At 67.8% G+C, this 24,105-nt stretch carries 22 protein-coding genes, 1 tRNA gene and 1 pseudogene; 8 read left to right on the plus strand and 16 right to left on the minus strand.

The window, feature by feature from the left end; genetic code table 11:
- The 7 genes from tnpC to G3576_RS21355 form a co-directional block, all read right to left on the minus strand.
- The coding region (gene tnpC / locus G3576_RS21325) for an IS66 family transposase (protein WP_164696475.1) at positions 1 to 1,298 on the minus strand (1,298 nt) is incomplete at its 3' end.
- Between the two features lie 65 nt (positions 1,299 to 1,363).
- A protein-coding gene (locus G3576_RS21330; protein ID WP_235952311.1) for an IS3 family transposase occupies positions 1,364 to 2,601 on the minus strand; the annotation gives its coding sequence in 2 pieces (ribosomal slippage) (positions 1,364 to 2,265 and positions 2,265 to 2,601; 1,239 coding nt in all).
- Positions 2,602 to 2,631: 30 nt separating this feature from the next.
- Positions 2,632 to 3,009, minus strand: coding sequence for an IS66 family insertion sequence element accessory protein TnpB (gene tnpB / locus G3576_RS21335; protein ID WP_164696476.1), 378 nt, complete (start codon positions 3,007 to 3,009; stop codon positions 2,632 to 2,634).
- Complete coding sequence (gene tnpA, locus G3576_RS21340; RefSeq protein WP_164696477.1) at positions 3,006 to 3,422, minus strand: IS66-like element accessory protein TnpA; 417 nt, start codon at positions 3,420 to 3,422, stop codon at positions 3,006 to 3,008. The genes tnpB and tnpA overlap by 4 nt, the downstream gene beginning before the upstream one ends.
- Positions 3,423 to 3,829: 407 nt before the next feature.
- A complete protein-coding gene (locus G3576_RS21345; RefSeq protein WP_164696478.1) occupies positions 3,830 to 4,234 on the minus strand; it encodes a hypothetical protein in 405 nt (134 codons plus the stop codon).
- The gene (locus G3576_RS21350) at positions 4,200 to 5,330 is read right to left on the minus strand and encodes a relaxase/mobilization nuclease domain-containing protein (protein WP_164696479.1); all 1,131 of its coding nucleotides are present in this window, start codon (positions 5,328 to 5,330) and stop codon (positions 4,200 to 4,202) included. The genes G3576_RS21345 and G3576_RS21350 overlap by 35 nt, the downstream gene beginning before the upstream one ends.
- Complete coding sequence (locus G3576_RS21355) at positions 5,327 to 5,671, minus strand: plasmid mobilization protein (RefSeq protein ID WP_164696480.1); 345 nt, start codon at positions 5,669 to 5,671, stop codon at positions 5,327 to 5,329. Before G3576_RS21355 ends, G3576_RS21350 begins: the two co-directional genes overlap by 4 nt.
- 787 nt (positions 5,672 to 6,458) lie before the next feature.
- Between G3576_RS21355 and G3576_RS21360 the strand changes: the two genes are divergently transcribed.
- The 6 genes from G3576_RS21360 to G3576_RS21385 all read left to right on the plus strand — a co-directional run bounded on the left by G3576_RS21360 (position 6,459) and on the right by G3576_RS21385 (position 15,544).
- Positions 6,459 to 9,227: a type I restriction endonuclease subunit R gene (locus G3576_RS21360; protein WP_235952313.1), complete on the plus strand. Its 2,769-nt coding sequence runs from the start codon at positions 6,459 to 6,461 to the stop codon at positions 9,225 to 9,227.
- A gap of 2 nt (positions 9,228 to 9,229) precedes the next feature.
- Positions 9,230 to 10,147, plus strand: coding sequence for a restriction endonuclease subunit S (locus G3576_RS21365; RefSeq protein WP_164696482.1), 918 nt, complete (start codon positions 9,230 to 9,232; stop codon positions 10,145 to 10,147).
- A 120-nt stretch (positions 10,148 to 10,267) separates the two neighbouring features.
- Positions 10,268 to 10,738, plus strand: a complete 471-nt coding sequence (locus tag G3576_RS21370; protein ID WP_164696483.1) for a restriction endonuclease subunit S domain-containing protein — start codon at positions 10,268 to 10,270, stop codon at positions 10,736 to 10,738.
- The gene (locus tag G3576_RS21375; RefSeq protein ID WP_164696484.1) at positions 10,735 to 12,186 is read left to right on the plus strand and encodes a type I restriction-modification system subunit M; all 1,452 of its coding nucleotides are present in this window, start codon (positions 10,735 to 10,737) and stop codon (positions 12,184 to 12,186) included. The genes G3576_RS21370 and G3576_RS21375 overlap by 4 nt, the downstream gene beginning before the upstream one ends.
- 218 nt (positions 12,187 to 12,404) lie before the next feature.
- Complete coding sequence (locus G3576_RS21380) at positions 12,405 to 13,421, plus strand: hypothetical protein (RefSeq protein WP_164696485.1); 1,017 nt, start codon at positions 12,405 to 12,407, stop codon at positions 13,419 to 13,421.
- Positions 13,418 to 15,544 (plus strand): hypothetical protein, encoded by a 2,127-nt coding sequence (locus tag G3576_RS21385; RefSeq protein ID WP_164696486.1) that lies wholly within the window; start codon positions 13,418 to 13,420, stop codon positions 15,542 to 15,544. The genes G3576_RS21380 and G3576_RS21385 overlap by 4 nt, the downstream gene beginning before the upstream one ends.
- Before the next feature lie 56 nt (positions 15,545 to 15,600).
- Here G3576_RS21385 and G3576_RS21390 read toward each other — a convergent pair whose 3' ends face one another.
- Positions 15,601 to 15,912, minus strand: coding sequence for a hypothetical protein (locus G3576_RS21390; RefSeq protein WP_164696487.1), 312 nt, complete (start codon positions 15,910 to 15,912; stop codon positions 15,601 to 15,603).
- Positions 15,913 to 16,730: 818 nt separating this feature from the next.
- On the opposite strand from G3576_RS21390, the gene G3576_RS21395 reads away from it, so the two are divergent.
- Together G3576_RS21395 and G3576_RS32720 are read left to right on the plus strand one after the other, a co-directional pair.
- Positions 16,731 to 17,060, plus strand: coding sequence for a hypothetical protein (locus G3576_RS21395; protein WP_164696488.1), 330 nt, complete (start codon positions 16,731 to 16,733; stop codon positions 17,058 to 17,060).
- 14 nt (positions 17,061 to 17,074) lie between these two features.
- A pseudogene (locus tag G3576_RS32720) lies at positions 17,075 to 18,154 on the plus strand (recombinase family protein); the annotation flags it as partial.
- 15 nt (positions 18,155 to 18,169) lie between these two features.
- On the opposite strand, the gene G3576_RS31885 reads toward G3576_RS32720, so the two are convergent.
- From G3576_RS31885 to G3576_RS21440, 8 genes are all read right to left on the minus strand, one after another.
- Positions 18,170 to 18,388, minus strand: coding sequence for a hypothetical protein (locus G3576_RS31885; RefSeq protein ID WP_235952314.1), 219 nt, complete (start codon positions 18,386 to 18,388; stop codon positions 18,170 to 18,172).
- Between the two features lie 334 nt (positions 18,389 to 18,722).
- Positions 18,723 to 18,799 (minus strand) — tRNA-Met (locus G3576_RS21410).
- Between the two features lie 46 nt (positions 18,800 to 18,845).
- Entirely contained in the window at positions 18,846 to 19,940 is a 1,095-nt protein-coding gene (mnmA, locus tag G3576_RS21415) for a tRNA 2-thiouridine(34) synthase MnmA (protein ID WP_164696489.1), read from the minus strand.
- Positions 19,940 to 20,650: a TenA family protein gene (locus G3576_RS21420; RefSeq protein ID WP_164696490.1), complete on the minus strand. Its 711-nt coding sequence runs from the start codon at positions 20,648 to 20,650 to the stop codon at positions 19,940 to 19,942. The genes mnmA and G3576_RS21420 overlap by 1 nt, the downstream gene beginning before the upstream one ends.
- A 15-nt stretch (positions 20,651 to 20,665) precedes the next feature.
- A complete protein-coding gene (locus G3576_RS21425) occupies positions 20,666 to 20,995 on the minus strand; it encodes a ferredoxin family 2Fe-2S iron-sulfur cluster binding protein (protein ID WP_164696491.1) in 330 nt (109 codons plus the stop codon).
- 9 nt (positions 20,996 to 21,004) lie between these two features.
- Positions 21,005 to 22,237, minus strand: a complete 1,233-nt coding sequence (locus G3576_RS21430) for a cysteine desulfurase family protein (protein ID WP_164696492.1) — start codon at positions 22,235 to 22,237, stop codon at positions 21,005 to 21,007.
- An 8-nt stretch (positions 22,238 to 22,245) separates the two neighbouring features.
- A complete protein-coding gene (locus G3576_RS21435) occupies positions 22,246 to 23,334 on the minus strand; it encodes a cysteine desulfurase family protein (RefSeq protein ID WP_164696493.1) in 1,089 nt (362 codons plus the stop codon).
- A 7-nt stretch (positions 23,335 to 23,341) separates the two neighbouring features.
- The gene (locus G3576_RS21440; protein ID WP_164696494.1) at positions 23,342 to 23,803 is read right to left on the minus strand and encodes an Rrf2 family transcriptional regulator; all 462 of its coding nucleotides are present in this window, start codon (positions 23,801 to 23,803) and stop codon (positions 23,342 to 23,344) included.
- Between the last annotated feature and the right edge of the window lie 302 nt (positions 23,804 to 24,105).

The following is a 24,105-nucleotide window of genomic DNA, read 5'->3' on the forward strand; positions in this document are numbered from 1 at the left end:
GTCAGGAAGCGCTCCAGCCCGGTCCAGTGGCGCAGGCCGTAGCGGATGGCCTTGGCGAGCGCGCTGTCGCTGCTGACGCGGTTCAGCTGCGCCCGCAGCCAGGTCTGCATGGCGGCGACGAGCGGCGCGGTGCTGGCCTGGCGGATGGCGACGCGTTGCTGCGGTGACTGGCCGCGGACTTCACGCTCGATGGCGTAGATCTCGCCGATCCGCAGCAGGGCCTCGGCGGCGATCGGCGAGGCGGTGCCGGCATGGATCTCGAAGAAGCGTCGGCGCAAATGCGCCCAGCAGAAGGCGAGCACGACCGAGCCGTCGTTGCGCGATCTCTCCAGCGCCTTGAAGCCGGCATAGCCATCGACCTGCAGCACGCCCCGGAAGCTGGCGAGATGGGCGGCGGGCCGTATGCCCTTGCGGTCAGGGGCGTAGAGGTAGGCGACCGCCGGCGGGCCGGTGCCGCCGCAGGCGCGGTCGTCCACGGCGTAGGCCCAGAGCCGGCCGTCCATGGTCCGTCTCAGGCCGCGCTCGAGGGTCGGCAGCGGCGTATCGTCCGCGAAGACCCTGGCGTTGCCGGTGATGTGGGCGAGGATCAGCCCGTGCAGCGGCCGCAGCCACCAGCAGGACTTGGCGACCCAGTCGCACAGCGTCGAGCGGTCGAGGTTGATGCCCTGGCGCGCGAGGATCGCCGCCTGGCGGTAGAGTGGCAGGCCGTCGCCGTACTTCGCGACCAGCACCTGGGCGAGCAGCGCCTCGGTCGGCAGGCCGCCGGGGATGGCGCGGGCCGGGGCGGGGACCTGGTGCACGCCCTCCTCGCATCGCCGGCAGGCATAGCGCGGGCGGATGGTGACGCGGACGCGCAGCTGTGCCGGCACTATGTCGAGCCGTTCCGACCGATCCTCGCCGATCCGGCGCATGGCGATCCCGCAGCAGGGGCAGCCCTGGTCGGAGAGGTCGAGTACCTCCTCGATCCGCTCGAGATGGGAAGGCAGCGCGCCGCGGTTCCGCCGACGCTGGCCGGGATCGTGGTGATCGCGAGGCTTGGCCGGGGTGTCGTTCGGGGGCTCGGGCAGCACTGGCGCGCGGCCGAGTTCCAGCGCGAGTTGGCCAGCCTCGGTGCGTTCGCTGCTCTGCCCGAAGCGGGCCCGCTGGAAGCCCTTGATGATCTGCTCAAGGGCCGCGATCCGGACCTCCGCCGCGGCTAGCGCGGCGCGCAGCATCGCGGTGTCGTCGGGCTCGGCAAGGCTTTGCGGGATGTCGTCCGGCACGAGGGAATCGTCACCGATGCGCCCGTGTTGCGGCAAGCCAGAATCTGCATCCGCACGGCGATCAGGTGGCGCTCGGCCGCCAGGTTCTGGAGTGGCCCCCATCAAACCGGACAAGCGGCTTGGTTGGTTGACTGCTCGGCGATGAACTCACGCGGCGACCGCATGCGCAAGCCGGAGTGAGGGTGGACGGTGTTGTAGTCCTCGAACCAGGCGGGCAGTTGCTGAAGAACGGAGATAGCGTCCGGCCTGGGGTTCACGCGGGCATAGTCGCGCTTGAGGGTTTTGACGAAGGCCTCGCAGACGCCGTTGCTCTCGGGGCTGCGGACCGGCGTGAAGCATGGAACCAGATTCACCGCGGCGGCGAAGTCGGTCGTCTCCGCGGCGGTGTAGGCGGAGCCGTTATCGGCGAGCCACTGGACCGGCTGTGGGGCGCGGATGTCGTCGAACCGGCGCTCGACGCAGTCCAGCATCATGTCTCGGATCATCTCGCCCGAGATGCCGCCGCCGGAGGTGGCGACCCATGCGATGATCTCGCGGTCATGGGTGTCGATGGCGAAGGCGATGCGAACCACCTCGCCGTTCCAGCAGGAGATCTCGAGGCCATCGGATGCCCAGCGCTGATTGGACGAGGGCGCGATGACGGTGCCCTCGTGAGCGCGGATCGGCCGCCTGCCGGTATGGGGCTGAAGAAGCATTGAGGAGAGGCGCATCAGCCGGAAGATGCGCTTGTGGTTGAGAGGCGGCTCGCCGGAGCTGCGCCTTGCTCTGTTCAGGAGGGCGGTGACGCGGCGGTAGCCATAGGTGGGGCGGGCATCGGTGATGGCGCGGATCTCGGCCAGCACGGCCTCGTCCTCGGCACGGCGGTAGGGGCCACGCCGCGGCCGGTCGGGGCGTCGGAGCTGGTCAACCAGGTTGGACCTGGCGACGCCGAGGGTGTCGGCCACGGCCTTCACCGGGAACCGCCCCGTGGCGGCAACGGCAAGCGCAACGGCTGTTTTTTTGGGCGTGAGGCTTCCAGAGCCTCGCGGAGTATCTCGGTTTCCATGGTCTTGCGGCCGAGAAGGCGCTCCAGCTCGCGCACCTTCGCCTCGAGCTCGCGGACGCGGCTCGCGGCCACGACGTCCTCGTCGGCCCTGACCGCCTCCAACCCGCCCTCGGTCATGCGTCGCCTCCACCCGAACAGAAGGCTGGGGGAGACGCCGTGAAGCCTGGCGACGGCAGAGACCGTCATGCCGGGCTGCATCGTCTCCTCGACCAGCCGGACCTTTTCCTCGGCAGTGTAGCGTCTGCGGCGCTCGCGGCCGGTGATGATTTCGACGCGCTCGATGGGCTTCGACATAGGCGCACGCCTAGGCTTCCACCTAGGCCCTCACGGTTGCGCCGCCTGTCCGGTCGAATTGGGGGCCGCTCCACTCGGCCGCCAGGTTCGCTGCGGATTTCGCCAGTCGATTCCTTCAAGCAGCATCGAGGCCTGCGCTGCCGACAGCGCGACACTGCCGGTGCTGGTCACCGGCCAGGGGAAGTGGCCTTGTTCCAGCCGTTTCGCGAACAGGCACAGCCCCTGTCCATCGTGCCACAGGCACTTCACCAGCCGGCCGCGACGGCCGCGGAAGAACCAAAGCGCGCCGACGAAGGGATCCGCGCCGAAGGACTGCTGCACCAATGCCGCCAGCCCATCCATGCCGCGGCGCATGTCGGTGTGGCCGCAGGCCAGGAATATCCGCGTCCCCGGTGCCGGTCCGATCATGGAGACGCCAGCGCGGCGAGCACCCGGCCCAGCGCGGACCCGTCCACATCGGCGCCGACGCGCACGACCGCGCCGCCCGGCAGTACGATTTCCATCTGGCCGGCCGCCGGTGCCGTGCCCGCTTTGACGGCAGCCGGATGTGGCGGCGCGGCCTCAGGTTCCACCGGCGGCGCCAGGCTGACCTGAGCGAAGGCCGGCGCCGCCACCGGCGGCTCGTTCAACTCGCCCGCAAAGAACTGCTGCCGCCATGTGTAGAGCAGACCCGTGCCGATGCCCCAGCGCCGCGCCACCTCCGTCGGCGTTGCGCCCGGCTGCATCGCCTCGGCGACAATCAGGCGTTTCTTTTCCACCGACCAAGCCCGGCGCCGCTCACCGCGGGTCACCACCTCCACCACTTCGCTGCGTGCACTCATACGACTTCTCGTATGAGCGCTCACAGCCTCCGCCTCGATCTCCATCCCGATCCCTATCGCGACATCGGCCGCGACAGCGCACCATCAGCAGCCCGCGCCGCAAGGTGGGTGCCAGACGACGGTTACCGTCATCCGACATCGTCACCTCCAGGCCCTTCAGCCTATCTGAGGTGTCCGCTTATGCGGGGCAGACCCAGGATGCGGTCCGCATATCACGATTCTCAGCAACGCCAGCCGAGCCGCAATTGCCGATCAGCTACGCCGTCGCCTGCGACCGAGCGGTCCAGACGGGCATACGCCAGTCGATGCCCTCGACCAGCATCGACAGTTGCTCCGCAGTGAGCGACACCGCGCCACTCGGTGTCTGTGGCTTGGTCGCTTTGGCGGCACCGCCGTGTTGCTCTCAACTAATCATTGAGATCTGCGTCGCGTGGTGCGCCTTTCAGCCGATCGATAATAGCCCCATGGATGTACAAGCAAACGACAAGAAGCGAGAACCAGCACGAAGCGATACCCAGCAGCTTAAACGTGTACCAGAGTTCCCGTGGCCCACCGTCAATCAGCCAGATCAGGAACCCGAGCGCCGCGCCGACGAAGTGCACGACGCAAAGTAGACTGACGATGCAGAACACGCCGACCACCGCGAGGTAGGCAGTTGCCAAGGGCAGCACCAGAAATCCTGCAGCAGCGACGCCAACCAATTGGCCGACACGGCCCGCACTACGAACCAGCCGCCCTGGCGCCTGGCGCGTACCGCCTGCCAGCGTTCGAGCGTCATCATCGCTCAATGGAGTACGAAGGTGGATCCGCATTTTTATCTCCCTGATCCGGCCTGCTGAGCTGCTGCCCGCTCGGCCGTCGACGGCCCAGCACAGGCGCAAGACTGCGAATCGCCCTTTGCGATGAGACGTCAGGCACATCACTGCGCCGGCGAGTTGAACGCAGTTGCAACTGACGGAGCAGCTCAGATATCGCCGGTTCTCCGGTAGCAGCCTCTTTCTCAAGCCATGCCGTCCAGTCGAGTGCGCCGAGGCGGGCCTTTATCTCTTTTCGCTCAGAGGTCCCGAGTTCGACGAGGAGCGAGCGGCGATTGCTCGTTTCCTGCCGCAACTGCCTGATAGCCTCGGGCAGTCTAGCCGGATCGACGTTCGCCAGGTTCTCGATGACCGCGCGCGTGGCTGCCTCTTCGGCCAGAAGGGCAGCCTTGCGCTTGTCCATGGAACGCCGCTGACGCGCTAGCTCGTCGCGCCGTATTGTCGAGCGCTCAGCCTCGGCACGTGCAAAGCGCGCGTGCAGCCTCGCCGAGAGAAGCGGATCCACATCACCCAGAAACGGATCGCGGCTTTCGCGACGCGGGCCGGGCGGCAAAGGGTTACGGCCACGGTACTCGCCATGATACGCGGGCACCAAGTTGTATCGGTCTTCCAGGACGCGCGACATCTGCATCAGTCGGCGTCGGTCGAAGCTGGGCGCAACTAGGCGGTCCGAGATCGGGTCCACGCGGCTCGCCAGCACATGCAAGTGCCGGTACTCGCTGTCGATGTGATACGCGGTGATCCGGCGATGGTGGGCCAAGCCAATTGCCTCCAGCAGGTGATGCTCGATGGCCTTAAGCAGGTAGACCGCGGGATTCTCCCCAGCCGCGAACGATGCAACGAGATGATAGGTAGCACTCGCCCGCTGCGCCGGACGATTGCGATAATGCGTCGCCGAGATCTCGATCGTCGCGAGTCCAGGGTCCGCCATCGCGCAGTTTGTCGTCCATGCCGCTCCGACATCCCGATGTGACACGTCGCCTCGGCGGCGCCACCAAGCCACGGGGCTCATCGAGGCATCAGCGCGTAGCACGTAAGCTGCTGTATCGAGAAAGGTGCGCTTTTGCGCACGTGGGATGACGCGAACGATCATCGCGGGAACACCAGCGCTTCCATGTGGCGCTGCAGGTGTTCGGCGTGCCGGATCACCTCGACGCGCTGTGCATCGGCGTCAGGGCCGAGGCCCTGCAAGTTCTTCAGTTCGATGATCACGTCGTCGTACCGCTCCAGCGTCTGCAAGACGGCGACGATGGTCGCGTGCGTCACTGCCGGAGGGATGACTGCTTGGAGACCGAGATCGCGCAGCAAGCCGCCAACGCTTCTGCCGGCGAGTCGCGCGCGCTCCGTGATGATCCCGCGCTCGACCGGGGTGACAACAAGCCGGATCGCTTCCGTCCGACGGTCAGCAGATGTGGATCCGGTGGGTTTGGGCATCTTGGAAGCTCCGGGCCGCTGGTGAGGAAACAGTGCTGCGGCCACCCATTATGTATATTGTATTTTGTTGGATTTTGAGGGCAACTCGTTGGTTTCACGATTTCGTGATGATGGCCGGGGTTTGTCGCATTCCATGCTCCTGGCACGCACATCGCGGGCGCGGCTGGTCGCGCCACACATGATGTCGGCGAGGTCGAGAGTGACAGGCGATCAAGAGCTGCCAGGGCGTTGGGGCGCCGGGCGCGTCGCCGTCCTCGCGCTGGCGGATAGCATTCGGCTTGATCTCGAAGCGGGCCACCCGCTCACAGAGATCTATCGCAAGCACAAGGCAACATTGGGCGCGCTCGGCTACGAGCGCTTTCGACAGCTTGTCACTCGAATCGTCGGCCCCATCCGATCGACGACCTCCGGCGCCCGCCAAGCGCAGCCGTCTAGCCAGGACGCGGGCGACCGAAAGACGCCCCGCGAGTCCGATGGAAGCTGATCATGGCCCAGAAGACATATCTTGCAGTCGCGCACGACGAACGGACGAACAGCGATTCGGCGAAGATCGGCGATGATCAGGAGAGATCGGCGATGATCAGGCAGGATCGGCGAAGTTCCGGCATCTTCGGCGAGGATCGGTCAAGATCGGCGAAGATCGGCAATTCTGCACCGTCGGGCCGGAGCGGGGGTTGCCGTCGCGCGACGCTTCGAAGCGGATGGTTGCCGGACCAACCAGAGGCGCAACGAAATCTGCGCTGCCACGTGGGGATTCTGCTATGTCTCCGGCATGACCGCCCGGCCCATGCAACACGCCGACGCGCCCGAGCGCCGATCCCGCCGCGTAATCGATGCTGCGCTGGCCGCGGCCGGCTGGATCGTCCAGGACCGGGCGGAGGTGAATCTTCACGCCGGGCCCGGTGTCATCGTCCGGGAGACACCGACGGCGACCGGCGCTGCCGACTACCTGCTCTTCCTAGATGGCCGCGCCTGCGGCGTTCTCGAGGCTAAGCCGGAAGGCACGACCCTCTCCGGCGTCGTGCCCCAGGGCACCGGCTATGCCCGCGCCGCGCCATCCGGCTATCCGGCCTGGGCCTCGCCACTGCCCTTCGTCAACGTCTCGACCGGCACTGAGACCCTGTTCCATGATACCCGCGACCCGCAGGCCCGGCCGCGCTCGGTCTTCGCGCCCCATCGGCCCGAGAAGCTTCGCGCCATGATTGCGGCGGGCGGAAGCCTCCGCGCCCGCCTCGTCACCCTGCCGCCGCTCGACCCGACCCGGCTGCGCCCCTGCCAGGCCGAGGCCATTGCCGGCGTCGAAGCCTCCCTCGCCCAGGGCAGGCCGCGCGCCCTCGTCTCCATGGCGACCGGAGCCGGTAAGACCTACACCGCCTGCGCGCTGACGCACCGCCTACTCTCGCCGCCCGTCCGCATGGGCCGGGTGCTGTTCCTCGTAGACCGCGCCAACCTCGGCACCCAGGCCAAGCGCGAGTTCGACGGTTTCGTCCCCTCTGGCGCCCCCGGCGGCGCCGGCCTGCTGTTCCGCGAGGAGTTCACGGTCCAGCACCTCCAGGGGAGCACCATCGATCCCTCAGCCAGCGTCGTCATCTCCACCGTGCAGCGCCTCTATTCGGTCCTGCGCGGTCAGCCCTTCGACGACGCCGACGACGAGCGCGGCGGCTTCGAGCGCGCGGCCGACGACGCGGAGCGCCCCGTCACCTACAACCCCGCCATCCCGCCCGAGACCTTCGACCTCATCGTCGTCGACGAGTGCCACCGCTCCATCTACGGCAACTGGCGCCAGGTGCTGGAATACTTCGACGCCTTCCTCGTCGGCCTCACCGCCACCCCCGGCCGCCACACGCTCGGCTTCTTCCAGCAGAACCTGGTCAGCCAGTATCCCTTCGAGCGCTCCGTCGCCGACGGCGTGAACGTGGACTTCGAGGTCTGGCGCGTCCGCACCGAGGTCGGCGAGCGCGGCGGCACCATCCCCGCCGGCTTCACCGTCCCCCACCGCGACAAGGCGACGCGCCGCCGCCGCCTCGCCGCGCTGGACGAGGACATGCCCTACACCCCCGGCCAGCTGAACCGCGCCGTGGAGGTGCCGAACCAGATCCGCACCGTCCTGCAAGCCTATCGCGATGCCCTGCCGACCCAGCTTTTCCCCGGCCGGCAGGAGGTGCCGAAGACCCTCATCTTCTGCCAGTCCGACAGCCACGCCGAGACGGTGACGGAGATCGCCCGCGAGGTCTTCGGCGGCGACGCCCGCTTCGCCCAGAAGATCACCTATCGCGCCACCGGCCGCAGCGGGCAGGAACTGATCCAGGATTTCCGGACCGACCACCTGTTCCGCATCGCCACCACCGTGGACATGGTCGCCACCGGCACCGACATCAAACCGCTGGAGGTCGTGATCTTCCTGCGCGACGTCCGCAGCGCCCAGTATTTCGAGCAGATGCGCGGCCGCGGCGCTCGCACCATCCTGCCCACCGACCTGCAGCGCGCCACGCCCTCCGCCGAGCGGAAGGACCGCTTCATCATCGTGGACGCCGTCGGCGTGACGGAGAGCGTGAAGACGCCGACCGAGCCCCTGGAGCGCGACCGCACCCTCAGCCTGGAAGCCCTGCTGGAGCGCGTCGCCTTCGGCCACACCGATGAGGACACCTGCGCCACCCTCGCCGGCCGCCTGGCCCGCCTGGAACGCCGCCTGCCCGACCCGGCCCGCGCCGAGCTGACCCAGGCCGCCGCCGGGGCGACGCTCATCCACCTCGCCCGCGCTTTGGTGGACGCCGCCGATCCCGTCCGCATCGAGGCTCGTGCGCGGGAGGCCGGCGCCGCGACGCCCGACGATGAAGCCGCCTGGGACGACGCCGCCGCGGCCCTGCGCGCCGAGGCCTGCCGGCCGCTCGCCGCCAACCCCGCCCTGCGCCGCGCCATCCTGGAGGCGCAGCGCCAGACCGAAATCATCGTGGACGAGCTGACGGCCGACGCCGTGCTCTCCGCCGATTTCGACCTGAACCGCGCGACCGAGATCACCGAGCGCTTCGGCCGCTTCCTGGCGGAGGAAGCGGACAAGCTCGCCGCGCTCGCCATCCTCTACGCCCGGTCGCATTCGCAGCGTCGATTGACCTACGCGATGCTGCAGGAACTGCGCGCGGCGATGGCGCGGCCGCCCTGGCTGCTGGACGACAAGGCGGTGTGGGCGTGCTACCGGCGCTTGCATGCAGGACAGACGCGCGCGCCGACAGGGCTGCTGACCGACCTGGTGGGGCTGGTGCGCTACGCCATCGGGGCACGCGCAGTGCTCGCCCCCTTCGCGCCGGACGTGAACCGCAATTTCGAGCTGTGGCTCGGCCGCGAGAAGAAGGCCGGGCGCGACTACACCGAGGCGCAGATGGAGTGGCTGCGGCCGATGAAGGACTGGGTGGCGAGCAACGTGGAACTGACGCTGGCCGATCTGCGCGAGGCCTCGGATTTCTCGTCCCGCGGCGGCACCGCGCGGGCGCGCGCGCTGTTCGGCGCGGAGCGGCTGCCGTCGCTGGTGGATGACCTGACCGACGCGCTGGTGGCGTGACGATGGATGCGCTGCTGTCGCGGGAGTTACCGCCCGGCTGGGCTGTTGCGTCGCTCGGCGACCTGATCGACGGCATCGAAGCCGGCAAGAACGTCGCCGCCATTGGCCGCCCGCCCGAGAATGGCGAAACCGGCATCGTGAAGGTGAGCGCCGTCACCTGGGGCGAGTTCGATGAGGACGAGAGCAAGGCACTGCACCCGGGCACCGAGATCGACCCGACGGACCTGATCCGCCCGGGCGATCTCCTCATCTCGCGTGCCAACACCATCGAGCTGGTCGGCGCCCCGGTCATTGTGAAGCAATTCCGGCGGCGCCTGGTGCTCAGCGACAAGGTGCTCCGCGTTCGCGTGGTCGAGAGCTTCGACCGCTGGCTCGAGTTGTTTCTCAAGTCGCATTTCGGCCGCACGCAGATCGAGCAGTATGCGACGGGCGCGCAGCTTTCCATGCGCAATATCTCTCAGGAGAACCTGCGACGCATTGCGGTGCCTGTCGCGCCGCGAGCCGAGCAGGACCGTATCGTCGCCGCGGTGAACGCGCTGTTCGAGGAGGTGGAGGCCGGCGAAGCCGCGCTGGCTCGGGCGCGCGAGGGCCTGACGCGGTTCCGCGCCAGCCTCCTCCACGCCGCCAGCACTGGCGCCCTCACTGCCGACTGGCGCACCGCAAACCCGACGAATGAGACAGCCGACGATCTGCTGGCGGAGATCATGGAGGCACGTGGCGAAATCATCGGCAGGCGCGGGCGGTCCCTGCTGCAACCCGACTTGTCGAACGAACCCGACCTCCCACCAGGATGGCGCTGGGCATCGGTCGATCAGGTGACCAATTTCCTGGGCAATGGCCTTGCCCGCGCGCCTGATGGTGACACCACGGACTTTCGCATTCTCCGCATCTCGGCGGTGCGCCCGCTCAAGGTGGATTAAGGAGAACATCGCTTCTACCGCCCCCTGCCAGGAGAAATCCTGGCTGGCGCAACGACGCAGCGTCACGATCTGCTGTTCACGCGCTATTCCGGCTCGGAGCAGTATGTCGGTGTCTGCGGGATGGTGCGCTTCGAGGAGCCGACACTGTTTCCCGACAAGGTGATGTGTGCCCGACCGCTTCCCGGTTTCGCCGACCTCGCTGAGTACCTGGAGATCGCGCTCAACGCAGGGCCAAGCCGCGCTTACATCGCACGGAACATCCGGACGACTGCGGGCCAAAAGGGCATAGCGGGATCGTCGATCCGGGCGTGCCCCGTGCCGCTCCCGCCGCGCAGCGAGTTGGCCGCCATCATCGCTGCGGTTCGCGAAGCACAGGCGGAGGCCACTGCTCTCCCGCCTGACGCCTTCGCGGACCAACTGCGCCAATCCATCCTCCACGCCGCCTTCACCGGCCGCCTCGTCCCCCAGGACCCGGCCGACGAGCCCGCCGCCGCCCTGCTCGCGCGCCTCCGCGCCACGCCGGCCGCTGCACGTCGCCCCCGCGCGCGCCGCACCGCCACGCAGCCCGACCTGATCGGGATACCGGCATGAGCGAGACCGAGAACGTCCTGACCGCGAAGGTCTGGAACCTCGCCCATGTCATGAACAACGCCGGCGTCGGCTCCGGCGACTATGTGGAGCAGGTCACCTACCTGCTCTTCCTCAAGCTCGACGCGGAGCGGGAGGAAGACGGCCTGCCCTCCCTGCTGCCGGAGGAGTGCCGCTGGGCGCGCCTCGCCGCGCTCTCCGGCCGCGAGCTTGCGCAGCACTACGCCCGCACGCTGGAAACGCTGGCCGGCCAGCCCGGCCTCGTCGGCACCATCTACACCCGCGCCCGCAACACCATCGAGGAACCGGCACATCTGCACCGCCTGGTGCGCATGATCGGCGCGGAGAGCTGGTCGGGCTTCGGCGTGGACGTGAAGGGCGCGATCTACGAAAGCCTGCTGGAGCGCACCGCCTCCGACACCAAGTCCGGCGCCGGCCAGTATTTCACCCCGCGTCCCGTCATCCAGGCCTGCGTCGAGGTGGTGGACCCCAGGCCCGGCCGGACCATCTGCGACCCCGCCTGCGGGACCGCCGGCTTCCTCCTCGCCGCCTTTGAGCACATGCGCCAGAAGCCCGAGGCGCGCGACCGCGAGACAGGGCGCAAGATGCGGGAGGAAGGCTTCACCGGCTACGACATCGTCGCCGGCGTCGCGCGGCTCGCCGCCATGAACCTCTACCTGCATGGCCTCGGCCGCGCCGACGTCACGCCGATCCACCGCGCCGACGCGCTGCTGGCCGATCCGGGCCGGCGCTGGGACGTGATCCTGACAAACCCGCCCTTCGGCCGCCGCCAGTCCATCCAGGTCTTCACCGGCGACGGCGAGGCGGAGACAGAGCGCGAGGACTACCAGCGCCCCGACTTCAACGTCACCACCGGCAACAAGCAGCTCAACTTCGTCCAGCACATCATGACTGTGCTGGCGCCGGGCGGCGTCGCCGCCGTGGTGCTGCCCGACAACGTGCTGTTCGAGGGCGGCGCCGGCGAGAAGATCCGCCGCCGCCTGCTGGACGAATTCGAGTGCCACACCCTGCTGCGCCTGCCGACCGGCATCTTCTACCGCCAGGGCGTGAAGGCGAACGTGCTGTTCTTCGAGGCGCGGCCGCGCCGCAAGGAGCCTTGGACAGAGGCCCTGTGGGTCTACGACCTCCGCACCAACAAGCGCTTCACCTTGAAGGAACGCCCGCTGCGCGACGCCGACATGTCGGAATTCGTGAGCGTGGCGAAGCTTTCCGACCGCGGGAAGCGGCAGGAGACCGAGCGCTTCAAGCGCTTCACCTACGCCGAGTTGGCCGCTCGCGAGAAGCTGGACCTGAACCTGACCTGGCTGCGCGAGGAAGGCGCCACCGACCCCGCCAGCCTGCCCCCGCCCGCGGAGATTGCGGCGAGCATCGCCGAGGATCTGGAGGCGGCGCTCGCGCGTTTCCGCGCGGTCGCAGCACGGCTTGGTTGACCCCTGGAGTTTCGATCGAAACAGCCACACCGGCAGCCATCCGCCATAAGCCAATTCGGATCGTCGGACCCCTATGCCACCCCGACCCTCCTTGTCCGAAATTGGAACCGGCATGGTGTCAATCGACTTAGTAGGTGAGGCACCAGCAGAGCAGTGAGATTCCTGTGTGACGCCGAGGCAGCTGAGTATGCCGGTGGGGTCAACCGGGAGACCCTGCCATGCCGAGGAAGCCAATCGTTAGGACGCCGAAAAGCAAGCCTGCCGTCGTCGATGATACACTCGATCCGCTGCTGAGCCAGGACGGCAGGGCTGCGCTCCAGGCGCTCCGGGACGCCGCCACGGAACTGAACAACGCCACCGACGCGGGCCACCACGCCCGGCAGCGCATCGATGTCGGTCTGACGCGCGCTGCCAGGTCGGTGGTGCAAGCCTGTTCCTCCCTGGCGGCAGCCGACATCGAAACGCTCCGCTCTCATGCGAGAACAGCAGGCCTGACGAAAAAGAGTTCCACGGGCCGCGCCTATGCGATGATGCGCATTGCCTGCGGCACGTCGCTGTCCGTTTCGATGGTGTCACGGGCGGCGAAGCTGTGCGACTATATCCTGGACCAGGGGCTTACCCTGGATTCCATCCTGCCGGAGCGATCGCCCTTTTGGCGGGTGTTTGAGCTCCACTGCGGGAAGCAGCGCTCGGCGGCGACCGGTGATCGCGTGGCCGTTTTGATGACTCCGGACCTGTCCACGCGCCTGCGCGGCGGCGAAGTGCTCACGGTAACCATGACTTGGAACAAGGCTGCGAAGTACGCGACTGCGAACGTGTACGCGTCCGTATCCGCTGGGGAAGCCCTGCCGCTGGCTGCCGCAGCAGTTCCGTCGTTGATGATCGCGTACGAGGTTGCTGTTGCGGATGCACCCCAGATCCCGGATCCAGCTCTGGTTTCGACGGAGACCTTTCCGGCAACGGAGACCGCGCCAGTTCAGGCTGAACTCGGTCGCGAGCTTGACGCTCATCAGCCAGTGGACGACGAGGTGCCCTGCTTTGTCTTCTTTGCACAGAACCTGAAGACCGAAAATCCAGGTGCCCTTGCAAAGCTGAATAATGCCGGCGCCTGGTGCAAGATCGCCCTGAACGGCAAGCAACGGACTGTGTGGCGAGGTCGCGTTAATGCGACGATCCGCCTGATCATCGATGCCTGCCGCGGGCAGCAGGTCGTCCCCGATCGGCTACTTACATGACCGCCGCGGCCTTCATTCGCATCGAGAGTTTCGCGCGTGTTGCCACCACGCAGCCCGGCAGGGCTGGTGCGCAACCGGGACGCCACAAGCGCACTTGGACCGTGGACGACGTCATCGGGGAACTCACACGACGACCTGGCAACATTCCCCACATCGATGTGCCCGAACCGCCTGTGCTTCTGATGGGACGACCTGCGGAGGAAGTCGGTGCAGAAGCTGCAGCAATGGCGGCGAGAGGCCGAGATCTGCGCGGGCGCTGCGTGAAGAAGGATGCGAAGATTCTCACTTGCATCGTTGCGTCTTGGCACGAGCCCTGGGCGGAAGTCAGACTCTCTCGAGCCAACACAGAGCGCCTCGACCGATGGTGCAACCTGACGGTCGACTTCGTCAGGAAGGAGTTTGGTGACCGCCTTGCCTGCGCTGTTCTTCACACCGACGAAGGGCGCCCGAATATACATCTGCTCCTTCTACCCTCGCTCACCAAGGTGACGCTTCCGACGGGTGACGAAATCGAGCACTTCAGTATTCTGCCCGTTGATCCCCTGCGCGCCGCGGCGAAGGCTGCCAAGCGAGAGTCAGGCGGAAACGGTCGGGAAGCCGCCGCCCGCGCCGCATCCGCTTTCCAAAATCGATACGTACGCGATGTCGGTTACCAGTGCGGCCTGACACGGGGCGACGGAAGCGCCGGGCCAAGGCAGTCCCGCACGGAAGCGTTGTTCCAGCGACGGGTTAGGGAAGAGACCGCCACCCTCACCGCCGAGATTTCCCGACTGGACGCGGAGGTCCGTCGTCTCGGCCAAGCCGCCGTAATCGATGCTGCAGAGAAGCGGGCAGCGAGCGCGCGATATGGTCCAAACGGTCGCAGTCGCGCCGCGAAGCTGACCGATAATGTCCGACTGGCTGCGATCCTCCGCATCCCCGACGGGCACTTCATACACCGGATCAGCGACGACGGTACCATCAAGCATGACGAGTTGGACGGGCGCCCGGGTGTCGAGCCTCGTTTCAGCAAGAGTCTGCATGGACGGCTCGAAGCCGCGCGCGGCGACGAGGCCGCCATCGGCGCGTATCGCGACGCTCTGGGCCACAGTGCATCAACACGTCAGGAGGCGGAACAAAGCCTCGATGCGGCTCGACAAGATGTGGCAAGACTGACTGCCGCGATCGAAACGCAAAGCAAACAACTAAAAAGGGAGTCGGATCGCGCGGAACTTGCCATCCGCAAGCAAAATGAAGAGTCTGCGAAGCGACGATCGGTTGAAACCGAGCTCGAGAGTCTGCGGCACGCGTTTGAGGCAGTGACGGCGGACCTGGCGGAGGCGCACCGTGGATGGAGGCGAGATCGCCAAATTCAGGAACTTGTCTTCCGGCAGCTTTCGGACGTTTCAAAAGAAGCGGATGGGGCGAAGGCAGCTGAGGAAGTAGTCCGGCAGACGCACGCGACACAGCAGCGCGTTATGGTCGAGGCGATGGCCAAAGCGGACGCGAGGGTCGAACAGCTGGAGAAGCAGCTTGGCGACCTTCGCGCACGGACGCCAATTTCAACCGTCATCTCACCCGTAGCTTTTGCGCTGAAGGCCGACAGAGTATCGGGCCAGCCGGCATCACCGGCGAAGCCATTCCTGGATAAGGGCCTTGGTGCAGGATTGAGGACCACGATCGTCGATGCCCCCGGCCCAATCGTTCCATCCACGGTAATTTCTCGGCCGCTTGCCGATGTCGACCTGATTCTCGGGCGCATCAGTGACGTGATCCAGTCAGCTGTCGCGTCGGGACAGGTCCCGGCGATCAGCGTGGTTGCACCGGCCCTGCCTGACCTCGAACGGCATTCTCACCGACTGGGCATCGCGCTGCGGCTGATGGATGCGCGGACGGTCGCTGATGCCCAAGCCATCGATGCGCTCTTGGAGAAGCGCAACGAGATCAGCGAAGCCGTCGAGACAATGGCGGGCGCCGATAGAGGCTGGGCGGACGTCAGCCGTCGTGTCCGCGCCGCGCTAGCGCCGCGGGTTCTGCGGTCCGTTGAGCCGCGCTTGGGCGGCTCCAAGAACGACCCGGCGTCACGAGAGCCACCGCCGTCTCTAGCGCGTTTACCGATGAGCACACACGTTACCGAACGCTGACGACAGTGTACGCAGCGTCGAGGAGCAATGGAATGTCGTCTCATACCGTCGTAGGCTCAGCGGCTGTACAGGAATCCACGCCAGCTGTGGCCCGTGTCATCCAGCGGGTTGTCCAAGCTCTCACGACGCTCATCGATGGGGCGATGATCGTCGAAGATCGATGGTCTGGGCCACTTGTCGGCCTTGAATCGAACGGCGTGAACATACTCGCTGCTGTCGAGCACCTTAGCCAATGCAGAGGTGCCGATGATGTGTTCGAACAAGCCTATAGGCGGATGCGAAGGGCCATCGCGGCCTTGGAAGAGTCGGCAGACGAGCTTCTTGCCGCAGCCGAGGCTGGACAGTTGTCCCTTGCCGATATCGATCAAATCCTACGACTTCGAAACGCAGCAATGGCGGCAACGAACGAACGGGTGGGCGCCTTGTTGATCTCTCGGCAGATACAGCCGGTCGAGAAGCAACTCCGACACCTCATCCCATTTGCGTTGTCGCGGGGTGAGGCACGTCGGTGGCGCGTGCGGCGAAGGCTCGCATCAGCCCGGCTGCAAGCGGCAAGCGGGAGGCTTTTGGCGCGTACACATTCAGATGAGCGCGGCGCTAGTGGCGACGTGGTGCGAACGCCTGTACTGAAGCAAGAAGGAAAATGAGGATGACGTCGCCAGTGATCGAGATAGATGATCGAATACCTTCATCATGCCTGGAATGCCGCTACTTTGACGACGATCCGGAAGCGAAAGATTCGGCCGAGATGTCCGACCGTAGAACGGGTCTTTGCCGACGCTCTCCACCGATAGCGACTGAGCCTCCTGATCGAGATCGTAGGATCCGAGGCGGTTGGCTTACCGTTCGCGTAACGGACTGGTGCGGCGCCGGCAGCACCGGAATTCGTGGGACAACTTGATCGCGAGGGCCGCGCGGCACCGCAGCTGGAATGCTCGACCCGATGGCGAGCGACAGCTGATCCAACCCAGTGGATACCAAGTCGAATTGGCGTTTTTTTGCAACATACGTGACGTGGATCGTTGGGTCGGTGGCGAGCTATGGCGATGTAAGTTGCGGTTTCGAGGCGCGCTGAAAGTCGAAGCAGACGTGAGGCACCGATGCGCCTCAGGAATAGACTGAAATTCGATTATGCCTTGGGCACACGGCGCGCCGGACGAAGGACGCCTCGGTCTCAGGAGCAACGATGATGCAGCGACGAACCCCTGTAGGCGCTGGCAAGGTGCACACCCGGGACGAGAGCGACCGGCGTGAGGTGCGCGCGGTTGTGCGCGCTGAGATACATGTACTCGAAGCGCCCGGCTTCCTGACTTCGGCGAGGGCCGAGAGGGACACCGCAGCGATCGAGGCAGATCGGAATGCCTCGGCCGCACTGCTTCTGTTCGCACGATCGATGGGTCGCTCGGCAGCGCGGAAGCGTTTCGGGATCGGACGCGGCATGTCGCGGCCAGCCACGATCGTCTGGCTGGGCGTGCTGGCATTGATGGCGTCCTTTGTGATCCTGTCGACTTGGTAAACAGCGAGCATCCCATGCAGATCGACAGTGCCCCATCATCGCAAGCGACACGCTGCATCATCTATGCACGCTACTCGTCCGAGTCTCAGAAAGATACCTCGATCGAGGATCAGCTGCGGACCTGTCAAGTGCACGCCAGGAATCTTGGCTGGCTCGTTATTGCTGAAATCTTCGATCGTGCGGTCAGCGGAAGCACCGACCAGCGGGACGGCTACCGACAACTCCTGCAGGCTTGCCGCAGCGGCGTCGTGGACGTCGTTTTGGCCGAGGGGTTGGACCGATTGTCGCGAGACCAGGAGCACGTCGCGGCGCTATTCAAGGAGGCCAACTACAGAAGGGTGAGAGTTGTCACGCTCGCCGAAGGCGAGATCAACGAGATGCACATCGGCCTCAAGGGGACGATGAACGCCTTGTTCCTGAAAGACCTCGCGCGAAAGGTGGTGCGCGGCATGGAAGGGCAGGTGATCAAGGGCAAGAGCGGTGGTGGGCTGCCATATGGCTACCGAGTTGTGCGGAGCTTCGACGAACGGGGCAACGTCATCACCGGCGAGCGCGAGATTGATGCCATACAGGCCGACGTCATTCGGCGAGTGTTCCGGGAGTATGTCGCAGGTCTCTCACCCCGGCGGATCGCTAAGCGGTTGAACGAGGAGGGCATCCCGGGTCCTCGTAAAGGCGGATGGACCGCCAGCATGCTGCTCGGCAACGAACAGCGCGGGCTCGGCCTGTTACGCAACGCCCTATACAGCGGCGTCCTGGTTTGGAACCGGCAGGCATTTGTCCGCGACCCTCATACCGGCAAGCGGCAATCGCGGCCCAATCCGCCGGAGATCTGGATCCGCTGTGAGGTTCCAGCCCTTCGGGTCGTCGACGCGGAACTCTGGGTCGCCGCGCAGGAGCGCTTGGCTGCATCTCGGCGCGCCACGCTCGCCCCTCGCCAGGATCGTACCAGCGCAGGCGCTGCCCTGGCGGCATTGCGGCGTCCGCCTAGCCTGCTGTCCGGGCTGGTCCGCTGCGGGCTCTGCGGTGGAAACTACGCCGTGGCTGCCCAGGAGCGGCGGCTCCGTTGCACGAACAACAAGGAACGCGGCACCTGCACAAACAACCGGTCAGTGCGGGAGCATGATCTCGAGGATCGGGTCTTCGCCGCGTTTCGCGAGCGCCTCTTGTCCGTCGATATGGTGGAGGCCTTCGTCGCGGCCTATCGCGCCGAGGCACAGGAATGGCTGCGGCGGCAGAACGCCGAGCGTCGGCGGCTTGGCGCCGAGCAACAGACGGTGGTCGGGCGGATCCGACGCATCATGGACGCGATCGCCGCCGTGGGTCATTCGAAAGCCCTGCTGGAGGAACTGGCGACCCTTGAAGCCCGTCAGGCGCAGCTCGAGGCCGACGCGCAGGCCGCTGAGCGGCCGCTTGAGGTGCCGGACCTCGACCCGGACCTCACGGACCTTTACCGCCGGCGCGTCGAAGACCTGAGATCGGCGCTGGCCGACCCGGAAACGACTGCCGCAGCTCGGGAGGCGCTGCGGGCCCTGTTAGTGGCGATCACAATCAGCCCCCCGCCCGAGCCGCGCGGCAAGGTCCTGGTTGCCCTGGAGGGATGTCTGGAACCGCTTTCCCGCGCCGGCCAAATCGGCCCCGGAAAGACAGGTATAGTATCGTTGGTAGCGGCGAGCGGACTTGAACCGCTGACCCCGGCATTATGAGTGCCGTGCTCTAACCAGCTGAGCTACGCCGCCCCAAGCGTCGCGGGCACCACGAAGGCGTCCGCCGAGGGCCCGCGACTTACGCCGCGGCCCCCTCGCTGTCAATCGCCGCCGCGCGCAGGAATCCGCCGCCCAGCACGCGGTCGCCGTCATAGACGACGCAGGCTTGGCCTGGCGCAGCGATGTTCGGCTCCTCCAGCGTCACGCGCAGCACGCCCTGCGTAGCGTCCCAACGCATGATGCCAGGCCGCGGCGCCTCCCGCCCTCGCAGCTTCACCTGGACGGCCCTGGGGCCCGCCGGCGGCGTGCTGAGCCAGTTCACCTCGCCTGCCACCACCTCCGCCTGCGGCAGGGCCGCGCGGGGGCCGACGACGACGCGCCGGCGCGGCGCATCGATGGCGGCGACGTAGAGACGTTCCTGCGTCCCGCCGACGCCGATGCCCCGGCCCTGCCCCACCGTGAAACGCCCGATGCCCTCATGCCGCCCCAGCACGCGGCCGGAGAGGTCGACGATCTCGCCGCCCTCCGCCGTCTCGGGGCGCAGCTTGGCCACCAGCCGGTCGTAGCGGCCTTCGGGGACGAAGCAGATGTCCTGGCTGTCCGGCTTCTGCGCAACCGCCAGTCCAAGCCGCTCCGCCACCGCGCGCACCGCCGCCTTGTCCGGCATGTCGCCGAGGGGGAAGCGGGCGAAATCCAGCTGCGCCTGCGTCGTCGCGAACAGGAAGTAGGACTGGTCCCGCGCGGGATCGACGGCGCGGTGGAGTTCAGCCCCGTCGGGGCCCTCCACGCGGCGGGCGTAGTGGCCGGTCGCCATCGCCTCGCAGCCGAGGTCGCGGGCCATCTCCACCAGATCCTGGAACTTCACGGTCTGGTTGCAGCGCACGCAGGGGATCGGCGTCTCGCCGCGGGCATAGGTGGCGGCGAAATCGTCGATGACGGCGGCGCGGAAGCGCGCCTCCCGATCCAGCACGTAGTGCGGGATGTCGAGCGCATCGGCCACGCGCCGCGCATCATGGATGTCCTGCCCCGCGCAGCAGGCGCCCTTCTTCTGCACGGCGGCGCCGTGGTCGTAGAGCTGCAGCGTGGCGCCGATGACCTCGTGCCCCGCCTCCTTCATCAGGGCTGCGACGACGCTGCTGTCCACGCCCCCGGACATGGCGACCAGGATGCGCATCAGGCGGCGTCCAGGCCCTGCTGCCAGAAGCGGGCTTCCAGGCGGGCGGCTTCGGCAAAGGTGGCGGAGAGCGTCCGGAACCGCGCCGCGCCGCCATGGCTCTCGCCCAGCGCATCGATCCGCGCAGCGGCCGCCCGCGCCATGGCCTGGTAGGAATCGCTGCTGTAGCTGTCGATCCAGGACTGGTAGGGATTTCCTTCAACCCGCCGGTTCGGGTCGGCCAGGATGCGGAGTGCGACCTCGGCGTAGCCGACCGTGCAGGGCGCCAGCGCCACCTCCAGGTCCAGGATGTCCCCGGCCAGGCCGCGATCGATCACGTAGCGGGTGTAGCTGACCGTCTCCGCGCTTTCGGGCGTGCCGCGCACCACCGCCTCCGGGATCCCCCACTCCGCGCAATAGGTCAGGTGCAGGGAGGTCTCGGCCAGGATCGCCCCGATGGAGGCGGTCTTCTCCCGCATCGCCTCGATGCTCTCCGCCTTGAAGACGGCGAGTGCCTTGGCGCGCGCGAAGTGGATCAGGAAGAGGTAGTCCTGGATCAGGTAGGTGCGGAAGGCCGCCAGAGGCAGCGTGCCGTCCGACAGGCCCTGCACGAAGGGATGCCAGGTATAGGCGACCCATTCGGCCGCGCAGCCATCGCGCAGCCGGCGATAGAGCCCGCCCTCGCTGCCGAAATCATGGCCCCCAGCGGGGATCCACGCCGGGGTGCCCATGACCTGCCCCTGCCCTCAGCCGCCGGCGTTGCGCGTGCCGGCGGGCAGCTTGACCACCAGACCGTCCAGCGCGTCGGTCATGATGATCTGGCAGCCGAGGCGCGACGTCTCCTGCAGGTCGAAGGCCAGGTCGAGCATGTCCTCCTCGTCCTCGGTCGCCTCGGTCAGCTTGCCGTACCAGGACCCGTCCACGATGACGTGGCAGGTGGAGCAGGCGAGGCTGCCCTCGCAGGCGCCCTCGATATCCACGCCGTGCTTGTGCGCGATCTCGAGCACGGACAGGCCGAGGGGGGCGTCCACCTCCTTCTTGTTCCCGTCGCGCTCGATGAAGGTCATCTTCGGCATGTCAGGCCCTTATTCCGCCGCGCTCGCCGGGCGGGTGTCCCGCTCGGCCGCCAGCTTGTCCGGTGCTTCGGTTGATTGCATGGCCCTGTGCCAGGCGCCGGCCAGCGCCCTTGCCGCAAGGTCCACTTCCGCGGGCGACGTAAAGCGACCGATGCCGATGCGCAAGGTGGAACGCGCCCGTGCCTCCTCGACACCGAGCGCCTTCAGCACATAGGAGGTCTCGACCTCCGCCGAGGAACAGGCCGAACCCGTGGAGACGCAGAGCTCCGGCGCCGCCGCCATGATCGCCTGGGCCGTGACGCCGCCGGGGAAACTGAGGGAGAGGTTGCCCGCAACCCGGCGCTCCATCGTCCCGTTCACCGCCACCCCCGGTACCGCGGCGGACAAGGCAGCCAGGAAGCGGTCCCGCTGCCCGGCGATGCGCCCGGAATCCAGCGCCCCCTCCAGCGCCGCGATCCGGCAAGCTTCCCCGAAGCCCACGATCAGCGGCGCCGGCAGGGTGCCCGACCGCAGCCCCCTTTCCTGCCCGCCGCCCGAGAAGAGCGGCGCGAGACGCACCCGCGGCCGCCGGCGGACATAGAGCGCCCCGATCCCCTTGGGCCCATAGACCTTGTGGCCCGAGAGGCTGACCAGGTCCGCACGGATCGCCTGGACATCGATCGCCACGCGTCCTGCCGCCTGCGCCGCATCGGTGTGGAACAGAGCCCCGTGGCGCTTCACCACCTCACCGATCGCGGCCAGATCCTGGGCCACACCGATCTCGTTGTTCACCGCCATGACGGAGACCAGCAGCGTCGGCGCCTCGGCCAGGGTGCTGTCCAGCAGGTCGAGGTCCAGCAGCCCATCCGGCCCGACCGGCAGCAGCACCGGCTCGAAGCCCTCCGCCACCAGGTCCTTCACGCTTTCCAGGACGCATTTGTGCTCGGTCACCGGCGTGACGATGCGCAGGCGCTCCGTGCCCTGCGTGCGGGCGAAGCGGGCCGCCCCCTTGATGGCCAGGTTGTTCGCCTCCGTGGCGCCGGAGGTGAACAGGATCTCCGCCGGTTCCGCCCCGATCAGCGCGGCGACGTGCCCGCGCGCCGCCTCCACCGCCGCCTCCGCCGCCAGGCCCATCCCATGCTCGACGGAGCCCGGATTGGCGAAGTTGTCCTCCCACCACGGCCGCATCGCCGCCAGCACCCGGGGGTCGACCGGCGTGGTGGCGTGGTTGTCGAGGTAGATGGGGCGGTTCGAACGGGTCATGGCGCCCCCTATGTGGCGGCGCCCGGGCCCTTGCGCGAGAGCCTTGCGCGCATGGCCGACCACGCCGCGAGGAAACGCTCCGCCGTATCCGGGGCCGCATCCCAGGGCAGGGAGACGCGGATGGCCGAACCGGCCGCCTCCCCCAGCCCCATCGCCGTCAGCACGTGGCTGGCCTTCACCTTGCCCGAGGAGCAGGCCGAGCCCGCGGAGACCTGCACCCCCGCCAGGTCGAGCGCGATCACCTGCGTCTCCGCCGCCACACCCGGCAGCACCAGGCTCGTGGTGTTCGGCAGCCGGGGCGCGCCGGCGCCCGCCACCGCCACGCCCGCGCCGGCCTCGATGGCGTCCCGCAGCGAGGCCAGATGCGCCGCGGCGGCGGGGTCGGCAGCCTCCGCGGCGGCGCCAAGGCCGGCGATGGCCGGCAATGCCTCCGTCCCACCACGCCTGCCGCGTTCCTGGCCCCCGCCCGCGATCAGGGCCGGCAGTTCGAGCCCCGGCCGCAGCAGCAGCGCGCCGGCCCCCTTCGGCCCGCCCAGCTTGTGGCCGGAGATCGCCAGGCTGTCCGCCGGCCCGAGCGCAAGCGGCACCCGCCCCGCCGCCTGGACGCCGTCCACATGCAGCAGGGCCCCCTGCGCCCGGCAGAGCCCGGCGGCCTGGTCCAGCGGGTGCAGCACCCCCGTCTCGTTGTTGGCGGCCATGAGGCAGACCAGGGCGGGCGGCCCCTCCGCCAGGGCGGCGGCCAGCGCCGCCAGGTCCAGCCTGCCATCGGCCAGCACCGGAAGCAGCGTGGCGCCGGGGGCCGCGGCCAGCACGGCGGGGTGTTCCGTGGCGCCCAGCAGCACGCGGCGGCCGCGACCCAGCGCGGCGATGGCCAGCGCATTGGCCTCCGTGCCCCCGCTGGTGAAGACGACCTCCGCAGGGCTGCCGCCGAAGCGCGCCGCCACCTGCTCCCGCGCCGTCTCCAGCACCCGCCGCGCCGCCCGCCCTGCGCCATGGACCGAGGAGGGATTGCCCACCAGGTCCAGCGCGCGGATCACCGCGGCGCGGGCCTCGGGCCGCAGGGGCTCCGTGGCATTGGCATCGAGGTAGAGGGCCATGACCGGCTCAGGAGGGCACTGCCGGCGCGATGGCGCGGCCCAGCACCCGGCCCTCGATCACATCCGCCAGCGTGACGCCCTCCAGGAACAGGCGGATCTGGTCGCCGAGTTCGGCCCAGAGGTCATGGGTCAGGCAGCGCTGGCCCGCCAGGCAGCCCGGCCCGCCCTCGTCGCAGCGCGTGGCGTGGATTGGCTCATCCACCGCCGCGACGATGTCGGCGATCGAGATCGCGCCCGCCCCCCGCGCCAGCCGGTAGCCCCCGCCCGGACCCCGGGTGGAGACGACCAAGCCGGCACGCCGCAGCGGCCCGAAGAGCTGTTCCAGATAGGCGAGGGAGAGGTGCTGCGCCTGCGCGATCTCCGCCAGGCTGACCTGGCCACGCGCCGCCTTGGCCTCCGCCGAGTCGTCTCGCGCCGCCAGTTCGACCATCGCCATCACGGCGTAGCGGCCCCGGGTGGAGAGTCTCATGTGTCACTCCCGCGCGGCGTGTTCCCGCACAGCACAAATCCCCCTGGGGGCGAGTGATGCTGTCCACTGTCCGGAACGTGAGGCGCCATCAGGCACCTCGGCAGCAGGAACATGCGGGCCATGCCATGAATCCGATATGAAACTTGCCCGCTCCTCACCTATATTCCGGCCACCCTGGGGCTCGGGAGCCCGCCTCGGGGTGTCCTCGGGCGCGGGCCTGCCGCGTCCACCAGAGCCAAGACCGGAGCCGGATGACCGCGACGACCCGTCGCCATCACGAGGCTATTGTTCCCGACCAACGC

The organism is Falsiroseomonas algicola (genome assembly GCF_011040385.1).
Taxonomy (GTDB): Bacteria; Pseudomonadota; Alphaproteobacteria; order Acetobacterales; family Acetobacteraceae; genus Falsiroseomonas; species Falsiroseomonas algicola.